The 25,558-nt window shown below is 28.4% G+C and carries 30 protein-coding genes; 18 read left to right on the top strand and 12 right to left on the bottom strand.

Translation table 11 applies throughout. From position 1 onward, the window contains the following. The first annotated feature begins 6 nt into the window (after positions 1 to 6). The 16 genes from nrdD to I4V16_RS11475 all read left to right on the top strand — a co-directional run bounded on the left by nrdD (position 7) and on the right by I4V16_RS11475 (position 8,834). On the top strand, positions 7 to 2,127 hold the full coding sequence (nrdD, locus tag I4V16_RS11550) for an anaerobic ribonucleoside-triphosphate reductase (RefSeq protein WP_195966781.1): 2,121 nt from the start codon (positions 7 to 9) through the stop codon (positions 2,125 to 2,127). Then, positions 2,127 to 2,630: an anaerobic ribonucleoside-triphosphate reductase activating protein gene (gene nrdG, locus I4V16_RS11545; RefSeq protein ID WP_195966780.1), complete on the top strand. Its 504-nt coding sequence runs from the start codon at positions 2,127 to 2,129 to the stop codon at positions 2,628 to 2,630. The genes nrdD and nrdG overlap by 1 nt, the downstream gene beginning before the upstream one ends. Further along, complete coding sequence (locus I4V16_RS11540; protein WP_195966779.1) at positions 2,614 to 3,222, top strand: formate/nitrite transporter family protein; 609 nt, start codon at positions 2,614 to 2,616, stop codon at positions 3,220 to 3,222. Before nrdG ends, I4V16_RS11540 begins: the two co-directional genes overlap by 17 nt. Beyond that, positions 3,222 to 3,734 carry a deoxyuridine 5'-triphosphate nucleotidohydrolase gene (locus tag I4V16_RS11535; protein WP_195966778.1) on the top strand — a complete coding sequence of 171 codons (513 nt, stop codon included), beginning with the start codon at positions 3,222 to 3,224 and terminating at the stop codon, positions 3,732 to 3,734. The genes I4V16_RS11540 and I4V16_RS11535 overlap by 1 nt, the downstream gene beginning before the upstream one ends. 143 nt (positions 3,735 to 3,877) lie before the next feature. Then, positions 3,878 to 4,072, top strand: a complete 195-nt coding sequence (locus I4V16_RS11530; RefSeq protein ID WP_195966777.1) for a hypothetical protein — start codon at positions 3,878 to 3,880, stop codon at positions 4,070 to 4,072. 25 nt (positions 4,073 to 4,097) lie between these two features. Continuing rightward, positions 4,098 to 4,682, top strand: coding sequence for a hypothetical protein (locus I4V16_RS11525; RefSeq protein WP_195966776.1), 585 nt, complete (start codon positions 4,098 to 4,100; stop codon positions 4,680 to 4,682). A gap of 4 nt (positions 4,683 to 4,686) precedes the next feature. Further along, on the top strand, positions 4,687 to 5,364 hold the full coding sequence (locus tag I4V16_RS11520) for a hypothetical protein (RefSeq protein ID WP_195966775.1): 678 nt from the start codon (positions 4,687 to 4,689) through the stop codon (positions 5,362 to 5,364). After that, the gene (locus I4V16_RS11515) at positions 5,364 to 5,636 is read left to right on the top strand and encodes a hypothetical protein (protein WP_195966774.1); all 273 of its coding nucleotides are present in this window, start codon (positions 5,364 to 5,366) and stop codon (positions 5,634 to 5,636) included. Before I4V16_RS11520 ends, I4V16_RS11515 begins: the two co-directional genes overlap by 1 nt. Before the next feature lie 55 nt (positions 5,637 to 5,691). Next, positions 5,692 to 6,102: a hypothetical protein gene (locus tag I4V16_RS11510; protein WP_195966773.1), complete on the top strand. Its 411-nt coding sequence runs from the start codon at positions 5,692 to 5,694 to the stop codon at positions 6,100 to 6,102. A 61-nt stretch (positions 6,103 to 6,163) separates the two neighbouring features. After that, positions 6,164 to 6,358, top strand: a complete 195-nt coding sequence (locus I4V16_RS11505; RefSeq protein WP_099327874.1) for a hypothetical protein — start codon at positions 6,164 to 6,166, stop codon at positions 6,356 to 6,358. A gap of 35 nt (positions 6,359 to 6,393) precedes the next feature. Then, the gene (locus tag I4V16_RS11500) at positions 6,394 to 6,645 is read left to right on the top strand and encodes a hypothetical protein (RefSeq protein ID WP_195966772.1); all 252 of its coding nucleotides are present in this window, start codon (positions 6,394 to 6,396) and stop codon (positions 6,643 to 6,645) included. 26 nt (positions 6,646 to 6,671) lie between these two features. Then, positions 6,672 to 6,878, top strand: a complete 207-nt coding sequence (locus I4V16_RS11495; protein WP_195966771.1) for a hypothetical protein — start codon at positions 6,672 to 6,674, stop codon at positions 6,876 to 6,878. 22 nt (positions 6,879 to 6,900) lie between these two features. Next, entirely contained in the window at positions 6,901 to 7,404 is a 504-nt protein-coding gene (locus I4V16_RS11490) for a nucleoside 2-deoxyribosyltransferase (RefSeq protein ID WP_195966770.1), read from the top strand. A 17-nt stretch (positions 7,405 to 7,421) separates the two neighbouring features. Then, on the top strand, positions 7,422 to 7,976 hold the full coding sequence (locus I4V16_RS11485; RefSeq protein ID WP_195966769.1) for a hypothetical protein: 555 nt from the start codon (positions 7,422 to 7,424) through the stop codon (positions 7,974 to 7,976). Continuing rightward, complete coding sequence (locus I4V16_RS11480; RefSeq protein ID WP_195966768.1) at positions 7,967 to 8,236, top strand: PQ-loop domain-containing transporter; 270 nt, start codon at positions 7,967 to 7,969, stop codon at positions 8,234 to 8,236. The genes I4V16_RS11485 and I4V16_RS11480 overlap by 10 nt, the downstream gene beginning before the upstream one ends. 1 nt (position 8,237) lies before the next feature. Next, positions 8,238 to 8,834, top strand: coding sequence for a thymidine kinase (locus I4V16_RS11475; protein ID WP_195966767.1), 597 nt, complete (start codon positions 8,238 to 8,240; stop codon positions 8,832 to 8,834). Positions 8,835 to 9,216: 382 nt separating this feature from the next. On the opposite strand, the gene I4V16_RS11470 is transcribed toward I4V16_RS11475, so the two are convergent. Both I4V16_RS11470 and I4V16_RS11465 read right to left on the bottom strand, forming a co-directional pair. Further along, on the bottom strand, positions 9,217 to 9,471 hold the full coding sequence (locus I4V16_RS11470) for a hypothetical protein (protein ID WP_195966766.1): 255 nt from the start codon (positions 9,469 to 9,471) through the stop codon (positions 9,217 to 9,219). 221 nt (positions 9,472 to 9,692) lie between these two features. After that, positions 9,693 to 10,730, bottom strand: a complete 1,038-nt coding sequence (locus I4V16_RS11465) for a site-specific integrase (protein WP_195966765.1) — start codon at positions 10,728 to 10,730, stop codon at positions 9,693 to 9,695. Positions 10,731 to 10,917: 187 nt separating this feature from the next. On the opposite strand from I4V16_RS11465, the gene I4V16_RS11460 reads away from it, so the two are divergent. Next, a complete protein-coding gene (locus tag I4V16_RS11460) occupies positions 10,918 to 11,163 on the top strand; it encodes a hypothetical protein (RefSeq protein ID WP_195966764.1) in 246 nt (81 codons plus the stop codon). 158 nt (positions 11,164 to 11,321) lie between these two features. Here I4V16_RS11460 and I4V16_RS11455 read toward each other — a convergent pair whose 3' ends face one another. From I4V16_RS11455 to I4V16_RS11425, 7 genes are all read right to left on the bottom strand, one after another. Beyond that, positions 11,322 to 12,194 carry a hypothetical protein gene (locus I4V16_RS11455; protein ID WP_195966763.1) on the bottom strand — a complete coding sequence of 291 codons (873 nt, stop codon included), beginning with the start codon at positions 12,192 to 12,194 and terminating at the stop codon, positions 11,322 to 11,324. A gap of 114 nt (positions 12,195 to 12,308) precedes the next feature. Then, positions 12,309 to 12,629: a hypothetical protein gene (locus I4V16_RS11450; RefSeq protein WP_195966762.1), complete on the bottom strand. Its 321-nt coding sequence runs from the start codon at positions 12,627 to 12,629 to the stop codon at positions 12,309 to 12,311. Between the two features lie 37 nt (positions 12,630 to 12,666). Further along, positions 12,667 to 13,887, bottom strand: coding sequence for an N-acetylmuramoyl-L-alanine amidase (locus I4V16_RS11445; protein ID WP_195966761.1), 1,221 nt, complete (start codon positions 13,885 to 13,887; stop codon positions 12,667 to 12,669). A 433-nt stretch (positions 13,888 to 14,320) separates the two neighbouring features. Beyond that, the gene (locus I4V16_RS11440; protein WP_195966760.1) at positions 14,321 to 15,997 is read right to left on the bottom strand and encodes an SGNH/GDSL hydrolase family protein; all 1,677 of its coding nucleotides are present in this window, start codon (positions 15,995 to 15,997) and stop codon (positions 14,321 to 14,323) included. Positions 15,998 to 16,101: 104 nt separating this feature from the next. Then, complete coding sequence (locus I4V16_RS11435) at positions 16,102 to 17,664, bottom strand: hypothetical protein (protein ID WP_195966759.1); 1,563 nt, start codon at positions 17,662 to 17,664, stop codon at positions 16,102 to 16,104. 158 nt (positions 17,665 to 17,822) lie between these two features. Beyond that, entirely contained in the window at positions 17,823 to 18,275 is a 453-nt protein-coding gene (locus I4V16_RS11430) for a hypothetical protein (RefSeq protein ID WP_195966758.1), read from the bottom strand. Between the two features lie 25 nt (positions 18,276 to 18,300). Then, on the bottom strand, positions 18,301 to 19,611 hold the full coding sequence (locus I4V16_RS11425; RefSeq protein ID WP_195966757.1) for an RNA-guided endonuclease TnpB family protein: 1,311 nt from the start codon (positions 19,609 to 19,611) through the stop codon (positions 18,301 to 18,303). Between the two features lie 551 nt (positions 19,612 to 20,162). Here I4V16_RS11425 and I4V16_RS11420 point away from each other — a divergent pair. Further along, entirely contained in the window at positions 20,163 to 20,390 is a 228-nt protein-coding gene (locus I4V16_RS11420) for an LLM class flavin-dependent oxidoreductase (RefSeq protein WP_195966756.1), read from the top strand. 32 nt (positions 20,391 to 20,422) lie between these two features. Here I4V16_RS11420 and I4V16_RS11415 read toward each other — a convergent pair whose 3' ends face one another. The 3 genes from I4V16_RS11415 to I4V16_RS11405 all read right to left on the bottom strand — a co-directional run bounded on the left by I4V16_RS11415 (position 20,423) and on the right by I4V16_RS11405 (position 25,483). Further along, entirely contained in the window at positions 20,423 to 21,241 is an 819-nt protein-coding gene (locus I4V16_RS11415; RefSeq protein ID WP_195966755.1) for a phage antirepressor KilAC domain-containing protein, read from the bottom strand. A 617-nt stretch (positions 21,242 to 21,858) separates the two neighbouring features. Next, the gene (locus I4V16_RS11410) at positions 21,859 to 22,188 is read right to left on the bottom strand and encodes a hypothetical protein (RefSeq protein ID WP_195966754.1); all 330 of its coding nucleotides are present in this window, start codon (positions 22,186 to 22,188) and stop codon (positions 21,859 to 21,861) included. Positions 22,189 to 22,291: 103 nt separating this feature from the next. Next, a complete protein-coding gene (locus I4V16_RS11405) occupies positions 22,292 to 25,483 on the bottom strand; it encodes a hypothetical protein (RefSeq protein ID WP_195966753.1) in 3,192 nt (1,063 codons plus the stop codon). Positions 25,484 to 25,558: the final 75 nt, after the last annotated feature.

The following is a 25,558-nucleotide window of genomic DNA, read 5'->3' as shown; positions in this document are numbered from 1 at the left end:
TTAAATTTGAAAATAATCAAAAGAGACAATACTACTCAACTATTTGATACAAACAGAATAGTTAATGCAATTTTAAAGGCTATGAAAAATGGTAGTGGAATAGTAGAAGAAGATATAGCTGTAGATATAGCAGATAAATGTGAATGGTATTTTAAAGAAGGTAGTGATATACCTACCGTACATGATGTTGAAAACTATGTATATAATGAACTTATAAGCTATGAACAGTTTGAAACAGCTAAAGCATATGAAGGATACAGGGCTGTTCAGGAATACAAAAGAAAGATAAATACTACCGATGAGAGTATTTTAAAGTTAATAGATACTACAAATGAAGATGTTATGAGGGAGAATTCTAATAAAAATGGTTATTTGGCATCAACTCAAAGAGATTTAATCGCAGGAGAAGTATCGAAGGATATTGCTAAAAGAAAGTTAATTCCACCTCATATAGTTCAAGCACACGAAGAAGGCATACTGCATTGGCATGATATGGATTATACATTACAAAACATCCATAACTGTGATTTGGTTAACCTAGAGGATATGCTACAAAATGGAACTGTAATCAATGAAAAATTAGTTGAAACACCTAAATCATTTGAAACGGCTTGTACTGTAACAACACAAATAATGGCACAAGTTGCCTCATCTCAATATGGAGGTCAAAGTATCACAATAAGACACTTAGCTCCTTTTTTAAGAGTTACATATAATAAGTATTTAAATCACTATCAAGACTTAGGATATTCACTAGAAGAATCTAAGGCATTAGCCAAAGATAGAGAAATGGAAGAGTTAAAGAATGGAGTTCAAACAATTAGGTATCAATTATCAACTTTAAATTCAACTAATGGTCAATCACCATTTGCAACTATATATTTAGAAATTGAAGTTGGAAACGAATATGAAACCGAAATGGCATTAATATGTGAAGAAATGATTAAACAAAGACTTGAAGGTATGAAGAACTATAAGGGACAAGAAATAGGTGAAGCCTTCCCTAAATTAGTATACCTTTTAGATGAACATAACTGCCTAGAAGGTGGAAAGTATGATTACATAACTAAGCTAAGTGCTAAGTGTAATGTTAAGAGATTAGTCCCTGATTATCAATCAGCTAAAATTATGAGAGAAAATTATGAAGGTAACGCATTCCCTCCGATGGGCTGTAGATCTCATTTAAGTCCTTGGAAAGATGAAAATGGAAATTATAAATGGTATGGAAGATTTAACCAAGGAGTTGTGTCTATAAATCTACCACAAATAGGTATCATAGCTAACGGTGATTTTGATTTGTTTTGGAAGATGTTTGATGAAAGATTAGAACTTTGTAAAGAAGCCTTAATGGTAAGACATAATTTATTAAAAGGAACAAAAAGCGATGTAGCACCTATACTATGGCAACATGGGGCAATAGCTAGACTTAAAAAGGGTGAAACTATAGACAAACTATTGTATGGTGGTTATTCAAGTATATCATTGGGTTATGTTGGATTATATGAGTTGGTTCAAGCAATGATGGGTATTAGTCATACAACTACAAAAGGAGAAAAGTTTGCACTTGAAGTAATGCAATACATGAGAAATAAGTGTGATGAATGGAAAAAAGAAACCAACATAGGATTTGCACTTTATGGATCTCCTGCTGAAAATACAATTTATAGATTTTGCAGAATAGATAAACAAAAGTTTGGTGAGATACCTAATGTTACAGATAAGTTATACTACACAAATTCATATCATGTAAATGTAACTGAAGAAATTGATGCTTTTTCAAAGTTAAAGTTTGAATCACAATTTCATGCAATAAGTAGTGGTGGTTGTATTTCTTATATAGAAGTACCTGATATGACTAAAAATACTGAAGCAATAGAACAAATAATAAACTTTATATATCATAATGTGCAATATGCAGAAATAAACACAAAACCTGATGTTTGTTACAAATGTGGATATAGAGGAGAATTGTTAAATGATGATAATTTTAAATGGTACTGTCCTAACTGTGGAAATAAAGATGAAAGTGAAATGCAAGTAATGAGAAGAACTTGTGGCTACATTGGTACAAATCTGTGGTCAAAGGGAAGGACACAGGAAATAAAAGAAAGGGTTTATCATCTATAATGAATTATGCAGAAATTAAAAGATATGATGTAGCAAACTCCCCTTATGTGGGGAGTACCCTTTTTGTTTCAGGATGTACCAATAATTGTGAAGGTTGCTTTAATACTATTGCTAAAGATTTTAATTATGGAAATCAATGGACTAATGATACAGAAGATTTATTTATTAAATACTTACAAGACGAACAAGTTAGAAATGCAAATATATTAGGTGGAGAACCTATGCAACAAGATAGTGATACCATTTTACATTTAGTCAAAAGAATAAAAAGTGAAACAAATGTTGATATATGGTGTTGGACTGGTTGTTTATTTGAAGATTTAATTAAAAAAGAAGATAAAGTTGAAATTCTTAAATATATTGATGTGTTAATAGATGGTAAGTTTGATAAATCAAAAAGAGATTTGAAATTAAAGTATAGGGGTTCAAGTAATCAAAGAGTAATAGATGTACCAAAAAGCTTACACAAAGGTGATGTGATATTACATGAAAAGTACAATTAAATCAATTCTAGGTGGATCATTCATAAGCATTGGTTGTTTTGCTTACATGATTACATTGGCTAAAACTAATAATGTATTCTTAGCAAGTGCAACATTCTATATTGGCTTGGGATTGATATTGCTATTTAACTGTAACTTATTTACAGGCAAGGTAATGACATTATATAATACAAAACCAACCATAAATTATATATGGGATTTGATAAATATATGGATTTATAATTTATTTGGTAGTATGGCAACCTCCATTTTATTATCTCAAATTATTAATATAGATGCTGTTGCGATAATACAAATTAAGTTTACATTATCGCCTATACAATTAATTATTAGTGGGTTGGCTTGTAACATATTTGTATGTGGAGCGGTACATTCTTACACCAAGACTAAAAATCATATAATGAGTTGGTTCTTAATAACTATTTTTGTTTTAATAGGGTTAGAACATGGTGTAGCAAACATGACTTATATGAGTCTTGCGTTTATAAATAATTATAATTTTTTAGAAATAGTAAATAATCTGTTCTTTGTTACAATCGGTAACGTAATGGGAGGATTATTAATAGCAAATTTAAGGAGAGAAGAAGAGTAATGAAGATAAGAATAAAGTATTTTGATGGAGCAACAAAATTAAAGAAGATAACAAAAGGTAATTGGATTGATGTATACTCAAGAGAAGATATTTTTGTACCTTCAGGAGAACAAAGATTGATACCATTAGGATTTGCATTAGAATTACCTGAGGGGTGGGAAGGGCATTTAGCACCTAGAAGTTCAACATTTAAGAAGTGGGGAATAATTCAAACTAACCACGTAGGTGTAGTTGATGATTCATATATTGGAGATAATGATGAATGGATGATGCCAGTATATTGTTTACAAGGTAAAGATGTTAAATATGAAACTATTGTTGAAACTAAAGAAACGAAGGAAGAAGTTTTTTCTTTCCCAAGAGCAATTAAAGTAAAAGGTACATGGATTCACAAAGGAGATAAGATAGGTCAATTTAGAATAATGGAAGTAATGCCAGAAATAGAATTCGAAGAAGTAGAGTCTTTTGGAAATTCAAATCGTGGAGGATTTGGGACTACGGGATACAAATAAAAATTCATAAAAACAACATTTTAAAAGGATGGACACAATTCAAAGTCTGTCCTTTTTTCTTTTAACATAAATTAAATATATGCTTGACACAGTATTTCATATGGATTATAATGGAATCATAATAAAGGAAAAGGAGTTGAGATATGGATAGATATTATAAAATCATAGCACATACAAGTATTAATAGTTATTATTGTAAAAGATGCAAGAGAAGTCATAATTCCTTGTATAAGGACAAGTTAAATCCAAAGATAAGTTATTGCGATAATTGTGTTACAGATGAGATAAAAGAACAAACGATTAGGATAATAGATCAAAACCAAAATAACATAAATTAAATATAAATCTAAGGGGGATTTTAGAATGATTAAACAACAATTTATTAACAAAGTTATTGATGAGTTAGAAAGAAAGGTAATCAACAAACAATATGATATACCATTTATAATAGCACCATTAGAGCAACGCTTAGATGAATGCACAGAGTTATTAGAAGATTTGAAAAATCATGGTTATTACATAGATACTGAAAACATTGACGAGGAAGATTATTGGACTTATGCAAAGTTAAGAATTGGGTTTTATGACATAGAAGATGACGAGGATGATTGTAATTATTTAAACTTTACTTATAAAATAGATTTCATTAGAGATGAACGTAATTGGGGTTATTGTACATGTTCAGAAGATGACGAGGACTATGACGCAAGACATAAATGTTGTGGACATGGTTGTGATTGGTCAGCACCTAGTTTCACTATAAGGAAAGAATACTATACTGGCAACTACAGTTGGAATGGTGATGAGCATGATTATTGGGATTTTGAAGATAAATTTTATAATGTAACATTAGAAGAAAAGGAAGATTTACAAAAGAAAACACAAATTAAATCACTAGAAGAACAAATTAAAACTTTAACTGAGAAATTACATAAATTACAAGGTTAAAACAATGAAACGTAAGTTAGTTAATGGCTTAATAATAGCCTTATCACTTACTTTAATGATGGTAACATGGAATACTTATAGAGGATATAAAAATAAACAAAAGAATACAGTACAAGCAATAGAGAATATAAACAACATGAGTGAACTAGCTGAAGATGAAATAATAACTAAATTAAATAAAGAACACTCTTTAAATGTATTAAGTGGAGAAATAACACTAAAAGTTACTTATGATAATCAAGACAATTTCGATGATGATGTGTTAGGTAACATATGGGGTAAGCTAAAGCTAAGACATTATACAAGCACTAACACTTACAGCTTTATGTTTGCTTACGACCTAAACGAACTTCCTGTAGAAATAAAAGAGGGAGTTCCTTACATAACAATTAGCAATAATAGATTAAATTTGGTTAAGTTTGAATTAGTCAGCACAGACGTAGATAGTAAAACTGGCATGTTTGCAGATATATTTACCCCTACAGAGTGTAATTCAATTAATGAACGTATTAAGAAAATAGCTAAGAATGATATACAAAGTAATAACGAACTTAGATCACAAGCTATGGTCAACTTACAAGATGATATTAGAGAGTTAATAGGTAATAACGTAGTATTTAACATGAATGAATTTGACGTAGTAGAAAGAAATGAATTTAAAATTATGGAGGTAAAAGAGTAATGAAAGGTATTGAAGAATTAATGTTAGACAATCAAACTGATGAGTTAAGACTAGATAATCAAATTAAAGTAGGTTGTATTAAGCAATCACAAGAAAAAGAGAAATTACATATAGTTGCACTTACAGATTGTCAAAAAGATAGAACTATAGAATTGATAAAGGAATCTATGATTTTTAACGAAACCATGGTTGAATTTTTACCTGAAGATATGCAGTGGAAAGTTAATTTAGAACTAGATAAATTATTATTAGAACAATTTGGAGTTAAGTAATAAACATTAACTAAAGCTTGGTTAATAAAATTATATAAACTATAAGGAGGATTATATGGAATTTATAACAGTAGAACAGTTTCAAGAACAGCCAGTTGAAGTACAAAAAGTATTTTTAGATTGGTGGCAACCCAACAAAGGAGATATATATTGTAATTTATATAACAATCAACAAGACAATGTATTGGTTATAAATAATTGCCAATTAGAAGTATTTAAAACCTTTAAAGATGATATAAAATTATACGGAATTCCACTACTAACTGAGGGACAACTAAGAAAGTTTATAGAGGATAAGACTAAAACAAAAATAGAGACATCTTTAACTGTATATAATCAATATGCTTTGTGGTTAGTAAAAGTTAAAGGTCAAGATTATGAAACTTTTGATACTAGAGAAGAAGATTTACTACAAGCATATTGGAAAGTAGCATGTATGATAGCTAATGATATCTGTAAGATTTAAAAAACTAGTTTTAAAGAAAATAATGTGTAGAAAATGCGAAGTGATTGGAGAAATAAGTAATATGTTTAAAATAGAAGAATTATTAAATAAATGGGATAAGAACAAACCAGTTAGTTTAAGAAAAATACAAGAACATGCTCAGTGTATTCGATGTATTAATAGAAATTCAGAAAGGTGTAAAAGTAAAGATAAATTCTTAATAAGAGTTTGCTATGATTTTATTCCAAGAAGTTCAAAAACTGAAAATCCATTTTAATTAGTTCATAATTCTAAGAAGGGGTGAAATAAACAATGAATTTAATAGACTTTATAGTAAGAAATATAATAAGTGAAGAAAAAGGCTTTATGTATGAATTTAACGATATAACTAAAGAAGAAGCTGAAAAAGAAAACGAAGATTATTGGAGAGAGTATCTTTTATCATATGGATTAAAACAAGTTATAGAGATAGAAGATATGGGAGGTAAAAGCGTAAAAACTGAATATATTAATTTAGATAAAGGTCAAAAACCTTATAAGGTTGGAGATAAGGGATTACATTAATAAAAATAAAGGAGGTTATAAAATAAATGCAAAAAGAAAATATTCAAGATCTAATAAATCAATATAAACATGATGGTTTTGACATAGTTGATATAGAACTTACAAATAATAGAACTATTGGAATTAATTTTAACAGCAATGAAATATTTTATACTGAAGATAAGTTGTTAATATTAGGTGATGGAATATCAGCTACAATAGACTATAGCGTTATACAAGGTATAGTTATTTAAGAAAGTATAAAGGAGAGATTACATGAAACAAAATAAATTGTATTTAGGTGGTAGCCTATTTAGTGAAAGCGAAGTAAACCAAAGAGTAAAAGAAGGCAACATGCTAGAACATTTAACTAATTATGATGTATATAATCCTATTTTAGCACCATGTAATGATAAATCCAAGTTACCTACAGCAGAAGATATATTTTGGGGTGATACAAAGGAAATACTTGAATCAGATGTAATAATAATGGATATGAGTAATCAAACTGATTTGGGTTGTGCTACCGAGACGGGAATAGTATGGGTGTGCAATTACATACATAATTTAGCAGAACAAGGCTATACATTAGAACAAATATTACAAGAGATACCAAAGAAGAAGTTTGTAGGGCATTTAAGCGATATTAGAAAAGGTACTTCACATATGTATCAAGGAAATAGAATACCATTTGGGTACAATCAGTATACAATGGGTTGTGCTTTAGAAATGGGACAAGTAAAGGATAATTTCCAAGAAGTATTAGATGAATTGATATAGACAGAAAGGAAGAATATATGACAGTTTACATAGACATAGATGAAACATTATACAACCTCTCGAAGCTAGTCATTGAGACAGCTAATAGAGAGTTTAATACAAATTATGATTATACCCAAAATACTAATTGGTGGTGGGAAGATTATATAACTAATACCGATTGTGGTAGTAGAGAGTATTTTGAGGAACTATTACAGGTACAAGGAGTATTCTTATATGGAGAACCAATAGAAAATGCTATTGAAATTGTAAATAAGCTATATAATGAAGGATTTAACATTAAGTTTTTAAGTTGTCCTCAATGGAATAAATATTGTACTTATGAGAAGGTTAAGTGGCTATCACATTGCTTTGAGTGGTTTGATGCTGATAAACATTTAATATTAACAGGAGATAAAAGCATTTTTGATAGAGTGGGAGATGTATTAATTGATGATGCTATGCACAATTTAACATGGACTAAAGGAATTAATATAGCCTTTAATCAAAAATGGAATGAGAAATACAAAGGATTAAGAATGAATTGGAATGAAATATATAATTTTTTATGGAGGAAATATAGATGTTATTAATAGGAAGTATCTTGGCAAGTTTGGGAAGCATTTTTCTAGTTTTTTCATATTTACCGCAAATCAAACAATTATTTAAAACACACAATACAGAAGGTATGTCGGTATCATTTTGGGTGATTTTATTATTAGGATTAACTTGTACTACAACAAATATGGTTATTAACAATAATCCATTAAGCGTGTTATTGCCTCAATTTTTAAATATAATTTTAGCTTTTGTTGTACTAATGCAAATAATAATATATAGGAGAAAGAAGTAATATGGCAAAATTATATTTTTACTTTGGTGCTATGAATAGTGGGAAAAGCCTTTCATTGCTTTCCAACGTTTATAATTATGAACAACAAAATAAGAACGTTTTATTGCTGAAACCCACCTTTGATGTAAGGAGTGGAGAAGGATTAATTAAAAGTAGAGTAGGATTACAACATAAAGCTACAGAATTTAACGATAACAACAACTTAATTACTATTGTAGAAAACTATAAGGTAATTACTGGTGCAACCCCTGATTGTGTTTTTGTAGATGAAGTCCATTTTGCTACTAAAGAACATATAAAGCAACTTGTAAGCATAGTTGATGATCTAGAAATTAATGTTATATGCTATGGATTAAAGAACTCATATACTGGTGAATTATTTGATAGTATTAAAGTATTATTAGCTGAAGCCAATAGTGTGTATGAAATCAAATCTAGTTGTGAATTTTGTAACTCTAAAGCTACTCATCATCTAAGAGTTGTAGATGGAAAGATAATTAGGGGTGGGGAACAAAATATAGTAGGTGATATACAAGGTGAAGAAAAGTATATATCTGTATGCAGAAAACATTGGTATCTCCCACTGATGAATGTATAGATTGATGAATAAAATCTTTCTAAAAATGGTATAATATTAACATACTGTACTATACTTTCAATAAATAGAAGTAATATAAAAACACTAACACTAATTAATTGTAGCAAGTATTACTTCTATTTTTATGTATTTATTTAATACAATATGGATAGAATAATAATGCGTTCAAACCTATTTCTCAAGTATTTATGAACGTGAAAAAAATAGGGAGAAAACAACTAATCTAATTAAAGACTAATAATTTTCTCCCTAAAATTTGTTTTTAAAAACCGTATTTTATTGCTTTATTTTTATTAATTTGATATAATTATATCAATATGTAGGGCTTGGTATACTACATATTGTCTCATTGTAGGGGTAGCCTTCAATAAGCTATCCCTATTTATTTTAACTCATCTGCAATTTTATCTACTTTATTACCTACATTTTTAACTTCTTGCGAAACAGTATCAATCTTAATATTAATACTTGAACATAACTCTCTATTTGTTTTAGCTAATTCCTCATTAACTTTAGTTATTCTATTCATTTGTTCTACAATTAACCCCCAAACCTTTTTATAAAAGAACCATAGTAATAATAATACTAAAGCTATTGGGAATCCTAAATTTGTTACTAATTGTCCCATTTCATTCATATAGATACCTCCTTTAACGTTTATTCTTATAAGCTTGTTCGTATCTATACATATTAATTAAAATACTAACTATCAACATACCTAATATCCAACTCACAATATAGACACCGCCTTTCTTTGTATATTTTATTTAAAATTACACACTATATAAATGTAGCAGTTTTCCATTTGCTACTATCCTTTATTTATACCCTACATGTCGTACGGTTGATGTGTAGGGGTTATAAGTTTGATAAGCTCCCTGACTCTACTTGTTTAATTCCATCTTCGCTAAAATATTTTTCTAGCTGAGTGTCAACTTCTACGTCCTTGTATAGCTTTACCATGTCCGATGACTCCCACCCGATCAAGTCTTGAATTATACTATCAGGAATATTAGCTAATGAAAGTGCTGTGGTAAATTGATGCCTTAAACAGTGAAAGTAAAAATCTACATTAAGACGTTTTCCGAAATGTTCTGCATATGAATCTAATAAAGATATTTTTGCAGGTTTCCACTCACCTTTTCTATTAGTAACAAATATTTCATCGATATCGTCAGGCACTCCTAATCTTTCTCTTTCCTCCATCCATAAATCAAAATATGGTTTGAATTTAGTTTTCAAAATATAAACATTTAAAGCTTTTCCTTTTGATCCCCTACCCTTAGTTTTAATCTTTTCAGGAGTTTTATATAGTGATCCATATATTAAACTTTCATCATTAATATAACTTCTTTTAATTCTTAGTAATTCAGATTTCCTTCTGCCACTAGCCCATGCTAATGCAAAAGCACAAGCGTGTTGGTATTTCCCCTTCTCTACCAAGGAATCTAACAATTCTTGACATTGTTCATCTTTTAAAATTGTCTTTTTCCTTACAGGTGTTAATACTGGTGCAGGTATTTTATTAATAATATTTCTAAAACCTTCCCATTTATCTTCTTCATCTAAAACATTTTCAATAAAATTACTCATTGAACTAATTGTACTTTTAATAGTTCTTATTCTAGCAGGACTTAACCCATTCTTAACCATATAGCCTTGCCAACTCATAATATCTTTCTTCTTAATATCAACAAAGTCTTTGTTTTTACAATGTTTTAATACATATACAAAGAATATATCTATATTATTTCTGTATGTGATTATACTTGATTCACTATGGTCTGTTGTTTCCATGTAATCTAAAAAATCATCTCTTAATTCTATATTAGCAGGATTAATTTGTGCTATTTCTTCATCTGTAGTTGAAAATAATCTATTCGTTTTTCTCGCCATGTAATCAGTCCTTTCTTTCTTCGCTTTGTTAATTTATTTAATCCCCCATAACCCCTGATAAAATCACTGTTTATTAATAACTACTTCTTAAAAATTGGCAATTCAACAAGCATAAATTTAGCGAAATAATTGAATATAACGAAATATTATGTTAATATTTTCATAGAGGTGATAGGAGGTAATCACAATGAGTACAGATAAATTCTTTGAAATAAATGGTTTTAAGGTTAGAAATAGCAAATTTTATTTAAAAGATCCTAATGGTAGGCAGGTTATTCACACAACAATTAGGTCAGATGCATATGATTCCTTAAATAAAATTGCTAAAAAACATAAGAAACCAATGAGTAAAATTCTTGATATGATAGTAATTAAATTCAATGAACACCCCGAAATATACAGAGAGTTCATAAGAGATTTAAAACAATATTAAAAAGGAGGGTAGTAGTAGCCCTCCAATATCCCTCTCTAATAAAAATCTTGATAAAAGTTTAAATCAAACCAATTACTTACTAGTTTCAATCAATCCATTTATTCAAATTTATTTTTCAGCTTATAGTAAATTATATTTATTTATGATATAGTTATAAATTAACTATTTTTAATGATACCTACGGTTCTTAATGTAGCTAATATTGAATTAACTGTAGTAATAACAGTAGGCAAATCAGCTTCAGGTAATAAATCGGCTATAACATTTTGTGCTACTATTTTATCTTGCTTTCCATTCCATTTGTTTTTTTCAGCATCAGTACAAAATCTGTTGTTAGCATCTTGAGTTATTATACTAGCAGGATGATTAGCAGGGTGAGTATAATTATTAAGTCCATTTAATTTTTGTTTTTCTGCTGTAGTATAATCATTAGTAGATAAAACTTTTCCCTCTACCTTTTCAACGTATTGTGTATGCGTATGTTCGGCATTAACATACCCCTTTGCATTCAATTCTGTTTCTGTTATATACTCAGCAGGGACAGATGTTAAAAAATTACTGTCATTTGTTAATTGTGATACTTTTGTTGGTATAACTGGCTTTTCAGTCAAATCATTATACGAGCCACTAAAATCACTTTTACCATTCCATATACCCTTTTCTATATCAGTACAAAATCTATTATTAGCATCTTGAGTTATTATACTGGCAGGATGTTTTTCAGGATGAATATAGTTATTAGCATTTTCAGCTACACCATCTAATTTAGTCTTATCCTCCTTGCTCATAAGCCCGTCTTTTTCAGTTGTTGCATTTTCGTACATTTGTCCACCTCCACTACTTTGCAAGTGCCAAGTTTTTGTTTCTTCTACAAAACCATATCTAGCTCCGCCATTATCAATTTCTATAAATACTGTGCCTGTGTGTAACTGATTTTTAATGTCATCACTCATATTAACTCTTTCTTGCGTAGTGCCAAATATTTCTTCTATACCATGTTGAGTAAATGAATTTCTTAACTCTCTATTCAAAATAGTTTCATCTCCTTTACTTGTTTATTGGTTATACAATATAACCTTAGTAAAAAGCCTAGAGAAATACTCCCTAGACTCTTTATAAAAAATTACAATTCTATTTAATTTGTGTTATTTATTTGATTGCTTTTGAGTTAGACCAGTTACGTTAATCTTTCCAACGGCAATATCATAACCACCTGTTAATAAGACAGCAATAACTACAGCGTTGCAGAATAAAACATATATTCCTAACATAGTTAAATCAACAGTACCTAAACCAATTTTAATTATTAACAAATGTATCATTGATAAAATTAATGTGTATAATTTAGTAGGAATTCTTTTTATTAATGGCAACTCCTTTGTTAAACCAACAAGTAATTCAACCATAATTACAGTTCCGATAAAAGATACTAGTAATTCAGGTGTTAAAAAATCTTGAATATTCATATTATCATTCTCCTTTTACATTTAATTTGTTTTATATCTACATTCCTAAAATAGCCTTCCAACAACCATTACCAAACCTATGATCATTATTCCCATATCCTAATTGTTGATTATATTTTCTTACAGCTTCTTTAGTTCTTCCTTCAAATTTTCCATCTAATATACCATCGTAGAATCCTAATGTTTTCAACGCTTCTTGTACAAGTCTAGTTATATTACCTTGACATCCTTCTGTTAATGGTGTTTTTTGAGAGGCACTTAATGTACATTTACCTGACCATCCATTTTCAATTAATCTTCTACCTTGATAATCAGTAAAACCTTGTCTGTTTAGTTCTTTTTGTAATCTTGCACACCATTCAACATAGCATTTGGGATTTCCTATTGAGACTTTTTTAGGTTTATTAGCTTGAATTTTTGCATTATACTTATCATTTAATTTAGCTAAAGTTATATTACCAACATTACCATCTACAGCCAATCCAGTATCAGCTTGGAACTTCTTAACTTGATCAAATGTTAAATTCCCATAACTACCATCAGCACCATATGGTGACATACTATAGCCTAAATATATAAGTTTATTTTGTATATCTTTAATATTTAAATTCTTATTAGCATAATTTCTGGCATATTCATATGAACCTAGTTTTGGTGTATTATCTACTTGTGGTTTATTTTCTTCCTTCTTTGGCTCTTCAACAATTTCAGATTCACCAACTTCATATAAAACACCCTCAATAATAGCATTAGCAATAGCTTGATGTCCAAGTTGATTCCATCTATTGGCATCTCCTTGATTATCTACAAAGCACATTTCTATCAACATAGCTTTAGCATTTGTTTTTCTTAATACATATAAATTATTATTATACTTGTGTCCTCTATTTTTAAATCCTAATTTATCACAATAATGATTAATTACTTTATCTGCATGTTCTTTATTTTCTTGTGAAGTAGTAGTTGTAGTAATTATTTCAGCACCATATCCACTGCCATTAAAAGCGTTTAAGTGTAAACTAATAAACAAATCTAAAGGTTGGGCGTTAGCTTTCTTAACAATATTATATAATTGATTACTTGAATTAGTAGCATAATCACAGCTACAATCAATAACTGTATGACCTTTTAATCTTAGTCCTTGTATTACTAAATCTCCTACAGGTCTATTCTCTACGCTCTCTTTTAATAAACCACAAGCACCACAACAACCACCATTTTGTACAGTATGTCCTTTATCTACTCCAATAACTGCCAAATATATCACATCCTTTATTAAATTTTTATATAATAAAAAGACCTAGCCATTTCTAACTAAGTCTAAATTATTTTTATTTTTATGAATATTTATTTTACTTTTTGTAATACTAATAATGTAATCTAATAAGGACCACAATACTGGCTCTATTAGAATTTCATAATAGGAGCATAATTGTATTCAATATTTATTCGCAGTAATATTATTTGCAGTTATACTCCTTTTTATTTTCCAATTAAAAGCCTTATTCTATCACTTTGGTTTACTTCGTCCTTTCGGTCTTTACTCATGTAACATACTATTACTTATTTAATTTCTTTTCTTCTTGTTCTTTATTAAATTTAACAACATAGCAATCTTTGCAATTAAAAGCACATAATCCAAAGCAGTACATTTTTGCTTTTTTATACATATAATTTCCCCCTTAATATATTTATGATTTAGTGAATATAGGTATTATATTGGATAATATTCCTGAATACCTCAAACGTCCATTTATATTAGGATGAGTACCATCTGTGGCATCAAAGTATTGTGTTCTAGTAAATTTATTAGCACCTAATATATCATAGATATTAATTATAGGTAAATGATATGCTTTTGTTGATTTTTCAGCACTTTCTACAAAGTCATATAATTTGTTATTATTAATAACATGCGTATCACTATCATATTGATAAACTCCACCATCCTGCCAAAATCTCCAAGCAGGAGTAACTGGTATAATTCTTATGTGAGGATATAATGTTAATAACTTCTCTATAGAATACCTATAAGCATTATTATATGAATAAATATTATTAGGATTGTCATTATCATATAATAATTTTCCTCTTGCAAAATCATTTGTACCATAATCCCATACAATAATATCTACCTTAGAAAAATCTAGTCGTTTTAATATCTCTATATTTTCTGCAAAATAACTTAATGCACTTGACATATGTGGTAAGGCTTCTTCCATAGGAGTAAAATCTCCAGTTTCTATACAGTCAATAATTCTACAACAACTAAATTTATCCCAATATATAGCTTGGCTGTTAGAGTCATTTCTACCTGCCATATCAGTTCCACCGAATCCTAAGTTGTATACAGTAGCTCCTGTATTCTTAGCTATAAGTGATGGTATTCCAGTTTCATCTCTAAAGTTACCAAATATACTATCTCCCATAAATACTATTGTCTTATCTTTTAATGGCTTATCTATTGAAGGAGAATTATTTAGTCTTTCTTCAATGTAATCCTCGTAATACATACCTTTTAACTTAGTATCATAAGCACTAATAATTTTTAAATAAGTATATAGAGAGCCAGTACCACTCTCTATATTTACTTCAGGTAATGAGAATCTAATATATTTGACTCCTTCTGGTATATCATAATAACAACCATATTTACCTTTATAAGATTTTACCGTATATGAAGTATTTCTGCTTTCTCCACTTATAAATGCTTTATCTGATCCATACAAGCAGTATTCATGGTCTTTATACGCACTATTAGAACTACCATCGCCAACGTATCTAAAGAACCTACTGACACCTTCGACATCTATAAAATCTGTAGTTCTATGTGTAGTTACACCAGTTTTTAAAACTCCATTAGCAATGGATAATTGCCCAACAATAGTAAACAGGTTATTTAAAGACACTTCTTCAGTCCCAACTTCAACCTTTTCAGCAAAATCAGTTTTTTCAACTGTAACCTGATTATCACTCAATCCTAATTCTTGGTACTTAACTGTACTCTTCACAAACGCATTGCCATTATAAATATATAAATAACCATCTGTAGTATTGACATAATTTCTTGTAGTATCAGTCATTTCACTAATAGAACTAGCAAACAATGGTGTTCCACTTGATACTCTAGCAACACTATCATTAACATAGTTTACTGTTGCTTTATCTTTAGTTAATTCTGATACTTCTGTTTTTTTAGCGTAATCAGTTTTAACCTTATTAACTTCTTGCACATTTTCTTCTAATTGCAACTTAACTTCATTAATACCACCCACTATAGTTTTAGCTGTAGTAGTTAATAAATTGTCTGTTTTATCCTGTTTATTCGCTACCTGTTTTACTTTTAATAAAATTTCATTTATATTCATATCTTTTATCACTTCTTTCATTCATGTATTTAATATTTTTACTAGTCTAAATAATTGTTTATATATATATATATATATCTGACTAACTACAAAACAAATTTTAACTATTTAGTTCTTTTCCACATATAGCAAGTAATATAAGGTTGTAGGTTGTTGTGTGGTTGATCACTGCCTACCGGTTGTATACCATTTGATGCACCGCCACTCCAAGCATCATTCCCAAACAATGCGTATGTAACACTACTTCCACTTCCGGAATAAAGGTTTCCAGCAGAATATCCATTCCAATCATGTATGTGTTTTGGCATTTCGAGTGTTGTTAATTTATGAGTTTTTTCTCCACCTGTTTTTTCTACTATATTAAACTCTGTTTGTGCTGTATCTACTCCAATTAAGGTTTTACCTTTTGCAAACTCCTCCCAAGTTCCACCAAATAAAGACTTTGGATTAGTGTTGTTAACACTCATATAAATTGAACCAACGGGATAAGTTAAGTTTAATAAGTTTTTTATTTTTGCAACTTCTGATTGATCTAAATCTGTATAATCATTAGTAGACAAACCCTTCCCTTCTTCTTTGTCTACCTTGTTATGTATAGTCCCTATGTTAATTTTTTCTTGTGAAGTTACATATTTGTTACTCGCTCCTTCAGAAATTAAATCTGTATTTACTACTGAAAAATCCTGAATAATTCCCCCATATTGCCTAGCGTTTACTACAATTTTTGTTCTAATATTATTATCAGTATAAAATGCTATCGTATTGGCATCTTTTACAATACTATATAACAAACAATCTTCAAACCCTTTAGTGGTTATTTCTTGCGTTTTAAATACTAAATCACTTGAATGTAAAGAAGTTGATAATGTATACATATATGTCCAGTTAGAGTCATCACTAGCTGTCCAATCTCCAACCTCAATTACAAACGAAGCATTACCAGTGGTTTTTATCTTATCTACAATTTCACCTGTGTTTATAACATCTTCTTGTAAATTACTATGATTAATCACAGCTTGTTCATTTTGAGTAGTTAATAAAGGAAGTATTCTATTAGCTTCAACATTTTGTTCTTTTAACTTAGGTTCAATTACTTGTGCTTTTGGAATTTCTACTTTTAATGATTCATTAAGTGGTTCTCCAGTAGATATATCTGATTGTAAGTTTGTATGTAATTCATTACCATCAGCTATTGCTTGTTGTAATTTATAAAATACTTGAACTGCTCCGCCCAATATTAGTAACTCATCTATTATTTCTCTGCCTTGTTCAATAATGTCACTTAAAACCTCTACTACATTTCCTTGTTCGTCTAGTTTGGTAAATATCTTATTGGCAGATATAAGAGTGTACCCTTTTGAACCATATTTAATATGATATGTTTGTGCTTTTTTACTAGGATGAAAATATATATTTCCCAAAGGACTATTATAATCAACCCAATATTGATTTTCTTCTGTTAAATCTTCATAATTATCAACTTCAACCATATCTGTACTGTCAACTATAGTAACTCTTTCTTGTTCATCAGGCGTTTCTATTAGTTGTATAACATTTTTTAAACTATTAACAGTTTGTTTCTCAGTTTTTATCTTAACTATTGGTATACCAGTATTTAAATCTTTATAGTAATCACTAATAACACCATTATCATTTTCTACTATCATTGTTTTATTCCTCCTTTAATAAATTGATAAAGAATGCTACTAATGATAATATCCTTCTTTATCAATTTATTTAATATTTGTTATAAATTATGAATTTTAATTACTTTTTTACAATAAAAAAGACCAGTTGTTAAACTGATCTTGAAAATAATATATAATTATTCTATTTCTTCTATAATAAAATCTCCTATTTGCATCTCGCTCACACCAATATTCACATTGGTTTCTTCTGTGATTGGAATATTTATATTCTCATTTGTACTCTCTATATGTAATAAGGTATTATCCTCATTAAATCTAAATTGAAAATCATCTAATACATAATATTTATCTGCTTTTCTATTAATTATTCCTAAGTTCATCCCACTCGTTAAGACTTCTACCAAAAATCCAAACAACTCATCCTTAATATGTTTACTTCTTTCTTCTTCCCATTTGTATCCACCTTGCATTAAATATTGTTCGTAGTTATCATCTGTATTTACTACATTAAATCTTTCCAACCATCTTCCGTACTGTATGAAATTTTCCCTAGTAGTGTTAATACTTTCTAGTATGCTTTCATTAATTATAAATTCATCTGTAGTGTAGTTAGTTTTACAATTTTCCATTCTCATATCCCCCTTTTGGATAGTGTTATAATATTTCAGTTTCCTTAATAATTATATCTATATCAGGAATAGCAATATTTTTACTTGCATTTATATCAGCATTATCCTTATGTCCACATACTTTACATTCAAATTTAGCTTGACTATTTTTACAATCTCTATTATCTTCATGTATACAACCACATTTATTACATCTTTTACTTGTATACTTAGGATTAACCTTTTTAACCTCTATCCCTTGTTCTTTAGCTTTATATTCTATTTTCTGTTGTAAACCATAATAAGACCAATCTTTAAGCATTTTATTATTAGTATCTGCTGTAGTTCCACTTAAATCTTCCATTTGTATAACTCCACAGTTATTCTTAACAGCAAATTCAACTATATATTTACTAATCTTATGGTTATATGTATCAGAAAAATTAGCAATCTTATTTCTAATCTTATCAACTGGTTTCATCTTAGTTTTATAACCATGTCCACATCTTCCTTTACCTGCTACTTTACTTGCTATACTTATATCCCTACGTAAGTTATAATACTTTTGTCTAAATGCTATTAATTCTTTTCCACTTATTACATTTGTTTTCCAACTAAAATAATCATATTCATCTTTGATAGAATCATATACACTCATAGTTGCTACATTAGTTATACCTAAGTCAATCCCTAGTACTCTGTTTTTATCTAATACTGGAACTTCTTCTTTATCAAAACTATATGATATAATAAGTTCTATTTTGCCTTTCTTAGATATACTAATTTGTGCTGATCCTTGTTTGTATTCTCCGTTTATTATCTTATTAATTGTAGCTTTTTTATTACCATCTAGCTTGTCTATCTGAAATTCAAACCTTCCTACATTCAGTTCTTTTTGTTTATCTTTATTAAGTAATCCTATATCTATAAAATACCCATTGTGATTTCTTAGTTTGTATGAATTGTTATGAATAATTACTTTAGAATCAAGTTTATATGTTGGTAAAGAAACTTTTCCTTTAAACAATCCATCTTTTTTGCATTTGTTATATTTGTTAACTACATCCTGTCTAGCTTGTGCAACATTGCTTGTATTTGAATCCTGTATAATTTCATTCATCCTATTCTCAATCCATGCACATTTAGACTTTCCTAATAATTCTTTATCTACTATTTTAGTATCATAAAGGTTCTTTAAATTCATACTATTTGTATCCCACAGATATAAGTAGTTGGTTGCCATGTTATAAGCTTTACTATACTTATATTGAAAATCTCTTACTATTTGTTTTGTTTCTCTATAATCATAATTTAAACATCTGATTAATGTTACTTTTATACATTTATTAAATTTCATAATTCTCATTCCTTTTTACAAAACACTCTTGTTAATATTAAACTTTACTAAATTAAATCTTTCCAACCATCTTCCATATATTTAAATACAACCTTTGTTAATATTAAACATCTAGGAGGTTTTTTGAGTTAATGACCTAATTATTTAAATACAACCTTTGTTAATATTAAACTATTGTAAATAAGCCATTTGTACTTAAACTTATATTCAATTCAAAAAGTTGTATCGGTGTAGAACTCTGACTTGTAGCCACTCCCCTACACAACCTTTACCAAGTGATTTAACACCTGAAGCATTATCGAGATATTCTTCTATAAACTTACTAATATTCTTAGTTTTATGTTATAGATACTCGATTTAGGTTGGTAAATCAACCTTTATTGTTTTTTTGATTTATTTTCTATACAACCATTCAATCACCTCATTTAGAAATATTTACTATAGTTTTATATTACACTATATAGTTTCATGTGTCAACACTATTTTAAAACTTTTTAAATTAAATTGAATAAATTGAAACTATATAGTATAATTAATTATGAGGTGATTATTTGAATATAATAAGAAATGAAATTAAAAGTTACATTGTGGCATCAGGATGGAGCATTAAAAAATTAGTTGAAAAAATCAACGAAAACAAACCCGACCATGAAAAAACCACATCACAAAACTTAAGTAATAAACTTAGTCGTGGAACTATAAAATATTCAGAAGTTAAAGAAATTGCTGAGATTATTGGTTATAAAATTAAATGGGAAAAAGAAGACCTAACCAAATAGGTCTTTATTACATACTATATATTTAATTTACTTTATATTGCCTCATTAACCTCTTTATCCATCAAAGCTACTATTCCATTTTTCTTTAATATATCATTAATAAAAAGTCTTCCTTTTTGAGTCCACTTCGTACTTAATTTTGATCCTATACTTCCATCTTTGTGTTTATATGTAACTGTATTACTTTTTGTATAACCTCTGTCTTGGTATTTAGAATATAACAACCATTGTCCTCGTTGACAATATTGTACCTTTTCATTGCTTAAAATTTTATTCAACTCTTGTGCTGACATTCCATAGTCTTTAGCTATTTGACTAACTGTCAATGTATCTGTTGATTGTAATATAGTATCTACATATTCTACCTTTGGTTTCATCTCACCTATTAACTGTCTTTGTTGTGTATTCTCAAGTTGTAATTGTTCATTCTTTTCTATACTATCTGCTAATTGTCTTAACGCTTCTGCATACGTAGGTAATTTAGGTTGATTTGATTTTAACTCGGATTCTAGCTTATTTATGTATTCTATTGTTTTATATCTAACTAATGCACTCTCGCTATTTAACATTTGCAACATCCCATCTCTATTAAGAGAGTAACAAGGTCTACTTTCTCCTTTTTTATCCTTGTAATTAACGGGCGAAATATTTCCCTCGTTATTCAAATCCAGTATATTTAACGATTCTAGCTCTTTTCTGATTTTCTTCATAAAATCCTTATGTGTTAATTGAGAATATTTTCTTTCCGTAGATTCACTTTCTAATTTTCTAAAATCATTTATAATATCTACTAGTTCTACGCTTGTAATCCTTAATTCTTTATTGTCTGTTATAATGCTTAATTTCTCCATTTAATCTCTCCTTTTATTCCATAATATATTTAATATCTGTTCCTTATTTAAATCAAAATAATCAATAGCATCACCTTCTTATAATAAATAAACAAATTTTACTTTGTTTATTTCCATTATAATACAAGTGATTGCTATGTCAAATTTATATTTAATTTATGTTGTAATAAATTAATGGTATCACTTTTGAATAAAGAACATATAATTTAATATACCAAAGAAAGGAAATGATAAAAAATGAGAAGAATGTATTATCAACTAAAGTATAATGTTAAATTAAGGCTAACTATTAATGTATTTTGGAAAATGCTAATAGGACTAGTATTAGTGCAGATTTACACACCAAAACTAGCCTATTATGGTTTAAGATATATCTCCCCGTTAATGAGTATATCTTTTATGGCTTATATGCTATTTACTTTTATAAACCATTTACATATGTTTAGCCGTTAACAAATTAAGTTAGGATTTATTAATGTTGTAGATTTTTAAGTTTTACTTATTAGCTCCTTTAATATTTCCTAACAAATTTTTAATTTACATATAACATTCTAACCATAAAACATATTTTTATACATAAGAAAGACTAGAGAATTATTATCTCTAGTCTTAATTTATTACTTACTTATTTCTTTAATTATATCATAACTATTTTCACTATCAATTTGTATCTTTAGCTTAATATCTGTATAATCAAATTTTTCAAAGTCTATTTCGTTAAGCTTATTCTCAATATCAACTATGTCTTCATTTTTTACAGTTACAAATGTTTCAACTGATTCTTCACCATTTTCTTCTACAAAAATAGCACTATATGTCTCTATATAATTATTATTGCCATTTAAGGCGTTTTCTATTGTTTTATCTATATCTAAACTAGTTTTGCCACATGCAATCATAAAAATTGAAACAAATATAGCTAAAAACGCTACCAACTTTTTCTTCATATTAAAAACTCCTCCCATATATTGCTTCTAATAATATTATATGCCAAACATCAAAAAAAGTATACATATTAATGTATATAACTTATTTTTTATTTAATATACGTTAAAAGTTTATAAATCGTTTTTCAAATACATTAACTGTTAATCTACCATGTGTAGAAGAATATATCTTAACAATATTATTGGGATTATTTATGTCAATATAGTCAGTAATGTCTACTTCTACACCGTACCCATTTATTCCTGTTGCAACAGTTGTACCATTTACGACTACTTTAATATTACTTGGTGTATTATTAACCGTTCTAACACCAACGACATCATCGTGTGTATGAGGATCTATTTTTATAACATGAGTATGCCCATCTATTACAATAGTAAATGTATGGTTATGACGATTACTCTGACCATACGTATACAATGTTTTAGGTGAAATAACTCCATTTTGTACAGGTATATATAAAGAATTTATTACATTTGAACCATCTGCTCCCCACATACTTGCAGAACACAAATATTCTACAGCTTGGTCTATATCAACTATTGGTTCAGCGTTTTCAGCAGATTTAAACATTATATGTCTATGTTCATCAACATAACTACTCGAAGCACCTTTGTTAATAGAACCTCCTGATTCAGAAGTTTTATTGACTCCACCTCCTGAACTTGCACCCCTACTCCAAAGTCTATATTTTTCAGGGAATAATGTCAAAATACACTCTTTCATTCTCCTAGTACCACTAGGAATTTTTATTGGTATTGTCATCTCACATCCATCTTCAGGAGATATATTGTCAAAAACGTTAAATTCATTGTGATTTAAAATCCCTTCATCACTTAATATAACTTCTTGTCCATCCTTAGATATAAGCCTTAATTTAGCTCTCCTAATTCCATCAGAATCCTTTTCTAAACCTAAGAACAATCTTTCTGTGTTAACAATAGCATTACCTTCAGATATTCTTAATCCAAAACCCTCTTTAGCTTTATCTGTTATTCCTATGTAGAATAAAGTATCTTCTGAGGATATTGTCAGTTTTTCTGAAAGTATTATAGTTGAAATTAATAGTTTTGCATTTATACCCTCACTAGATATGGCAATCTCGCTTGTTTTCCATCCATCTTTAGTAATTGCAAATAAATTACTTCCTAGATAAGAACCAGTTTCAGATTCTGTATCACTTACATATACACCATATGAACCCATATCTAAAATATTCTTAACACTTCTTCCGTTTACCTGCATAGTAGCTAAGTTAAGTCCATTTTCTAACAATGTTTTTGCTAAGTTATTACTCATAATGCTATCCTGCCATATTTGTTCATAACTATTAACCTTTTGATATGACTTACTTGCCTTTCTTGCTGATGTACCAAACCCCTTTTGCAGTTTATTAGTTAAGCTATCTTTATTACTAAAATAAACTTTATCAATAACGTCATTTTTAGGTATATAATCAAATCCTACCAATCTTACTTCTTCTTGTTTTATAACTTCTTCCACATCAGATTTACATAAAAACAAGTCACCTAAAGTTATTACCTTTTTCCAGTTCTTAGAACACTTAGTGAAATTAATAGAATCCATTTCCCAATCTATCTTAGGATTTGTTTTATCTTCTAATTCCTTTTTAGCATATTCATATAATAAATTAGCATTAGTGTAATAATCATCTTCTAATGTTATAATTTCATCTATATCATCTAATTCTTGTAAATCATCTTCTGTGAATATTAATCCATTATCATCTTTAGCTGTCTTTCTGTTTAAGCTATTAGAAATTTCTGATGTTCTATCATTTAACTCTTGTATTTGTTTATTAGTGTCATCTAAATCTCTCATACAAGCATTAAATTTAGTTTCCAATTCTTCTATTTCTAATTGTATTTCCTTTTGTGCTTCTTTGTCACCAGTAGCAATATATGTACTTAATAACTCCTTATTATAAGTTATCCTATTAGATAAACTCGTAATTTCACTATCTAATTTTATCTTTTTACTACCCATTAGACCGACTTGAGATTTTATTAAATCCCATTCATCTCTTTTTATAGTAGCTAAAGCAACAAATCTATTCCAATTAGTAATACACTCATCTGATAATATTTTATTATTTATGTAATAATTATAATTATAAATTATATCTCCACCAAAAATGTTTTCTCCTGAAATACTCAACCCATCTTTTCCGATTACTTTAATCCCCGTTGGTATTTCGCTATCTTCCGTATCACTAATTTCTAGTATATTACTATTAAAACTTAGCATAGGTTGCTTTGATACACCTACATTTTTCTTAGCATAACAATTAATAGTTTTAGTTATGGTATCATAATCCATTACACACTCAAATACTTCTTCTATTTTTTCTAATAAGTTTAATACATTATCGTCAATTTCATCAAAACTTGGATAAGCTATAATATCCTGTTCTATATATTCACCAGTTTCATATTGTAAATTAATATTTTCAATACTTAAATTCTTATCTGTAGTATTAACAAATGTATGACTTACTGTTTCTTGTACCCCGTCTTGTAAAGTAACAACATATTTTACACCGAACCTATTATTAACCTCATTAACATAATAAGCATCAATATGTTTTATCCCTGTGTAAAATGGATCAAACTTATTAATCACATTAGCAAATCCATACTTAGTACCTTCTTTATTTGCTTCCACTCCATTATAATTAACTGTAATATATAAAGGCTTATCTTCGGGTATGGTTATATTGAAATCTTTAGACCATAATAAGTCTTCATATTGTACATTATTCTTTGTATAACCCTCATATAAACCTATAGTTTCAATTACAGGAGCTAACTGATTAACTATTCTAGCATCATTATCAACTTCTCCTATAGTCCATTGTGTGCCTTCTAACGCTAGTTCAAGAATTCCTTTTGCTATATGAGTTTCATCACTTATAAGTTGGTAGTTTCCACTCTCAATACTGATTCTTTTCTTTTCTAAAGTTTTTTGAAATCTATAAGCTGTGAATGTTTTATCTCCATTATGTTTTTTAGTTAATCCTTTTTTCTCCATTAAGATATATCTATCATTATCATCTATAACTATTTGTTGTCTACTCAAAATCTTCATATATATAGGATTAATCTTATGATCTACACCTATATATTTAGGTACTTTTATTTCAAATTTAGAAATATCATTATATCTATACTCTATTTTATCTATCCATTCTAAAGGTATATTATATAAGAATTCACTTCTATTTCTATAAAGTTCAATTCTCATAGCCTTGCCATTAGCCTTAACACTTCTCATAAAAATCCTCCTATACATTATTTTCATCTATATTAAAATTTAATTATTTTCATAACAAAAAGGGTTTAGAATAAT

The sequence above is a fragment of the Clostridium sp. 1001283B150210_160208_E6 genome, from assembly GCF_015669365.1.
In the GTDB taxonomy this organism is placed as follows: domain Bacteria; phylum Bacillota; class Clostridia; order Clostridiales; family Clostridiaceae; genus Clostridium; species Clostridium paraputrificum.
Note: the sequence above shows the minus strand (reverse complement) of the source record. Positions and strands in the feature narration are given on the sequence as shown.

What these genes read in the sequence shown, in the direction of transcription:
- nrdG (WP_195966780.1), top strand. Translation starts at nt 2,127, where the DNA reads ATGAATTATGCAGAAATTAAAAGATATGATGTAGCAAACTCCCCTTAT.
- I4V16_RS11540 (WP_195966779.1), top strand. Translation starts at nt 2,614, where the DNA reads ATGAAAAGTACAATTAAATCAATTCTAGGTGGATCATTCATAAGCATT.
- I4V16_RS11535 (WP_195966778.1), top strand. Translation starts at nt 3,222, where the DNA reads ATGAAGATAAGAATAAAGTATTTTGATGGAGCAACAAAATTAAAGAAG.
- I4V16_RS11530 (WP_195966777.1), top strand. Translation starts at nt 3,878, where the DNA reads ATGGATAGATATTATAAAATCATAGCACATACAAGTATTAATAGTTAT.
- I4V16_RS11525 (WP_195966776.1), top strand. Translation starts at nt 4,098, where the DNA reads ATGATTAAACAACAATTTATTAACAAAGTTATTGATGAGTTAGAAAGA.
- I4V16_RS11520 (WP_195966775.1), top strand. Translation starts at nt 4,687, where the DNA reads ATGAAACGTAAGTTAGTTAATGGCTTAATAATAGCCTTATCACTTACT.
- I4V16_RS11515 (WP_195966774.1), top strand. Translation starts at nt 5,364, where the DNA reads ATGAAAGGTATTGAAGAATTAATGTTAGACAATCAAACTGATGAGTTA.
- I4V16_RS11510 (WP_195966773.1), top strand. Translation starts at nt 5,692, where the DNA reads ATGGAATTTATAACAGTAGAACAGTTTCAAGAACAGCCAGTTGAAGTA.
- I4V16_RS11505 (WP_099327874.1), top strand. Translation starts at nt 6,164, where the DNA reads ATGTTTAAAATAGAAGAATTATTAAATAAATGGGATAAGAACAAACCA.
- I4V16_RS11500 (WP_195966772.1), top strand. Translation starts at nt 6,394, where the DNA reads ATGAATTTAATAGACTTTATAGTAAGAAATATAATAAGTGAAGAAAAA.
- I4V16_RS11495 (WP_195966771.1), top strand. Translation starts at nt 6,672, where the DNA reads ATGCAAAAAGAAAATATTCAAGATCTAATAAATCAATATAAACATGAT.
- I4V16_RS11490 (WP_195966770.1), top strand. Translation starts at nt 6,901, where the DNA reads ATGAAACAAAATAAATTGTATTTAGGTGGTAGCCTATTTAGTGAAAGC.
- I4V16_RS11485 (WP_195966769.1), top strand. Translation starts at nt 7,422, where the DNA reads ATGACAGTTTACATAGACATAGATGAAACATTATACAACCTCTCGAAG.
- I4V16_RS11480 (WP_195966768.1), top strand. Translation starts at nt 7,967, where the DNA reads ATGTTATTAATAGGAAGTATCTTGGCAAGTTTGGGAAGCATTTTTCTA.
- I4V16_RS11475 (WP_195966767.1), top strand. Translation starts at nt 8,238, where the DNA reads ATGGCAAAATTATATTTTTACTTTGGTGCTATGAATAGTGGGAAAAGC.
- I4V16_RS11470 (WP_195966766.1), bottom strand. Translation starts at nt 9,471, where the DNA reads ATGAATGAAATGGGACAATTAGTAACAAATTTAGGATTCCCAATAGCT.
- I4V16_RS11465 (WP_195966765.1), bottom strand. Translation starts at nt 10,730, where the DNA reads ATGGCGAGAAAAACGAATAGATTATTTTCAACTACAGATGAAGAAATA.
- I4V16_RS11460 (WP_195966764.1), top strand. Translation starts at nt 10,918, where the DNA reads ATGAGTACAGATAAATTCTTTGAAATAAATGGTTTTAAGGTTAGAAAT.
- I4V16_RS11450 (WP_195966762.1), bottom strand. Translation starts at nt 12,629, where the DNA reads ATGAATATTCAAGATTTTTTAACACCTGAATTACTAGTATCTTTTATC.
- I4V16_RS11440 (WP_195966760.1), bottom strand. Translation starts at nt 15,997, where the DNA reads ATGAATATAAATGAAATTTTATTAAAAGTAAAACAGGTAGCGAATAAA.
- I4V16_RS11435 (WP_195966759.1), bottom strand. Translation starts at nt 17,664, where the DNA reads ATGATAGTAGAAAATGATAATGGTGTTATTAGTGATTACTATAAAGAT.
- I4V16_RS11430 (WP_195966758.1), bottom strand. Translation starts at nt 18,275, where the DNA reads ATGGAAAATTGTAAAACTAACTACACTACAGATGAATTTATAATTAAT.
- I4V16_RS11425 (WP_195966757.1), bottom strand. Translation starts at nt 19,611, where the DNA reads ATGAAATTTAATAAATGTATAAAAGTAACATTAATCAGATGTTTAAAT.
- I4V16_RS11415 (WP_195966755.1), bottom strand. Translation starts at nt 21,241, where the DNA reads ATGGAGAAATTAAGCATTATAACAGACAATAAAGAATTAAGGATTACA.
- I4V16_RS11410 (WP_195966754.1), bottom strand. Translation starts at nt 22,188, where the DNA reads ATGAAGAAAAAGTTGGTAGCGTTTTTAGCTATATTTGTTTCAATTTTT.
- I4V16_RS11405 (WP_195966753.1), bottom strand. Translation starts at nt 25,483, where the DNA reads ATGAGAAGTGTTAAGGCTAATGGCAAGGCTATGAGAATTGAACTTTAT.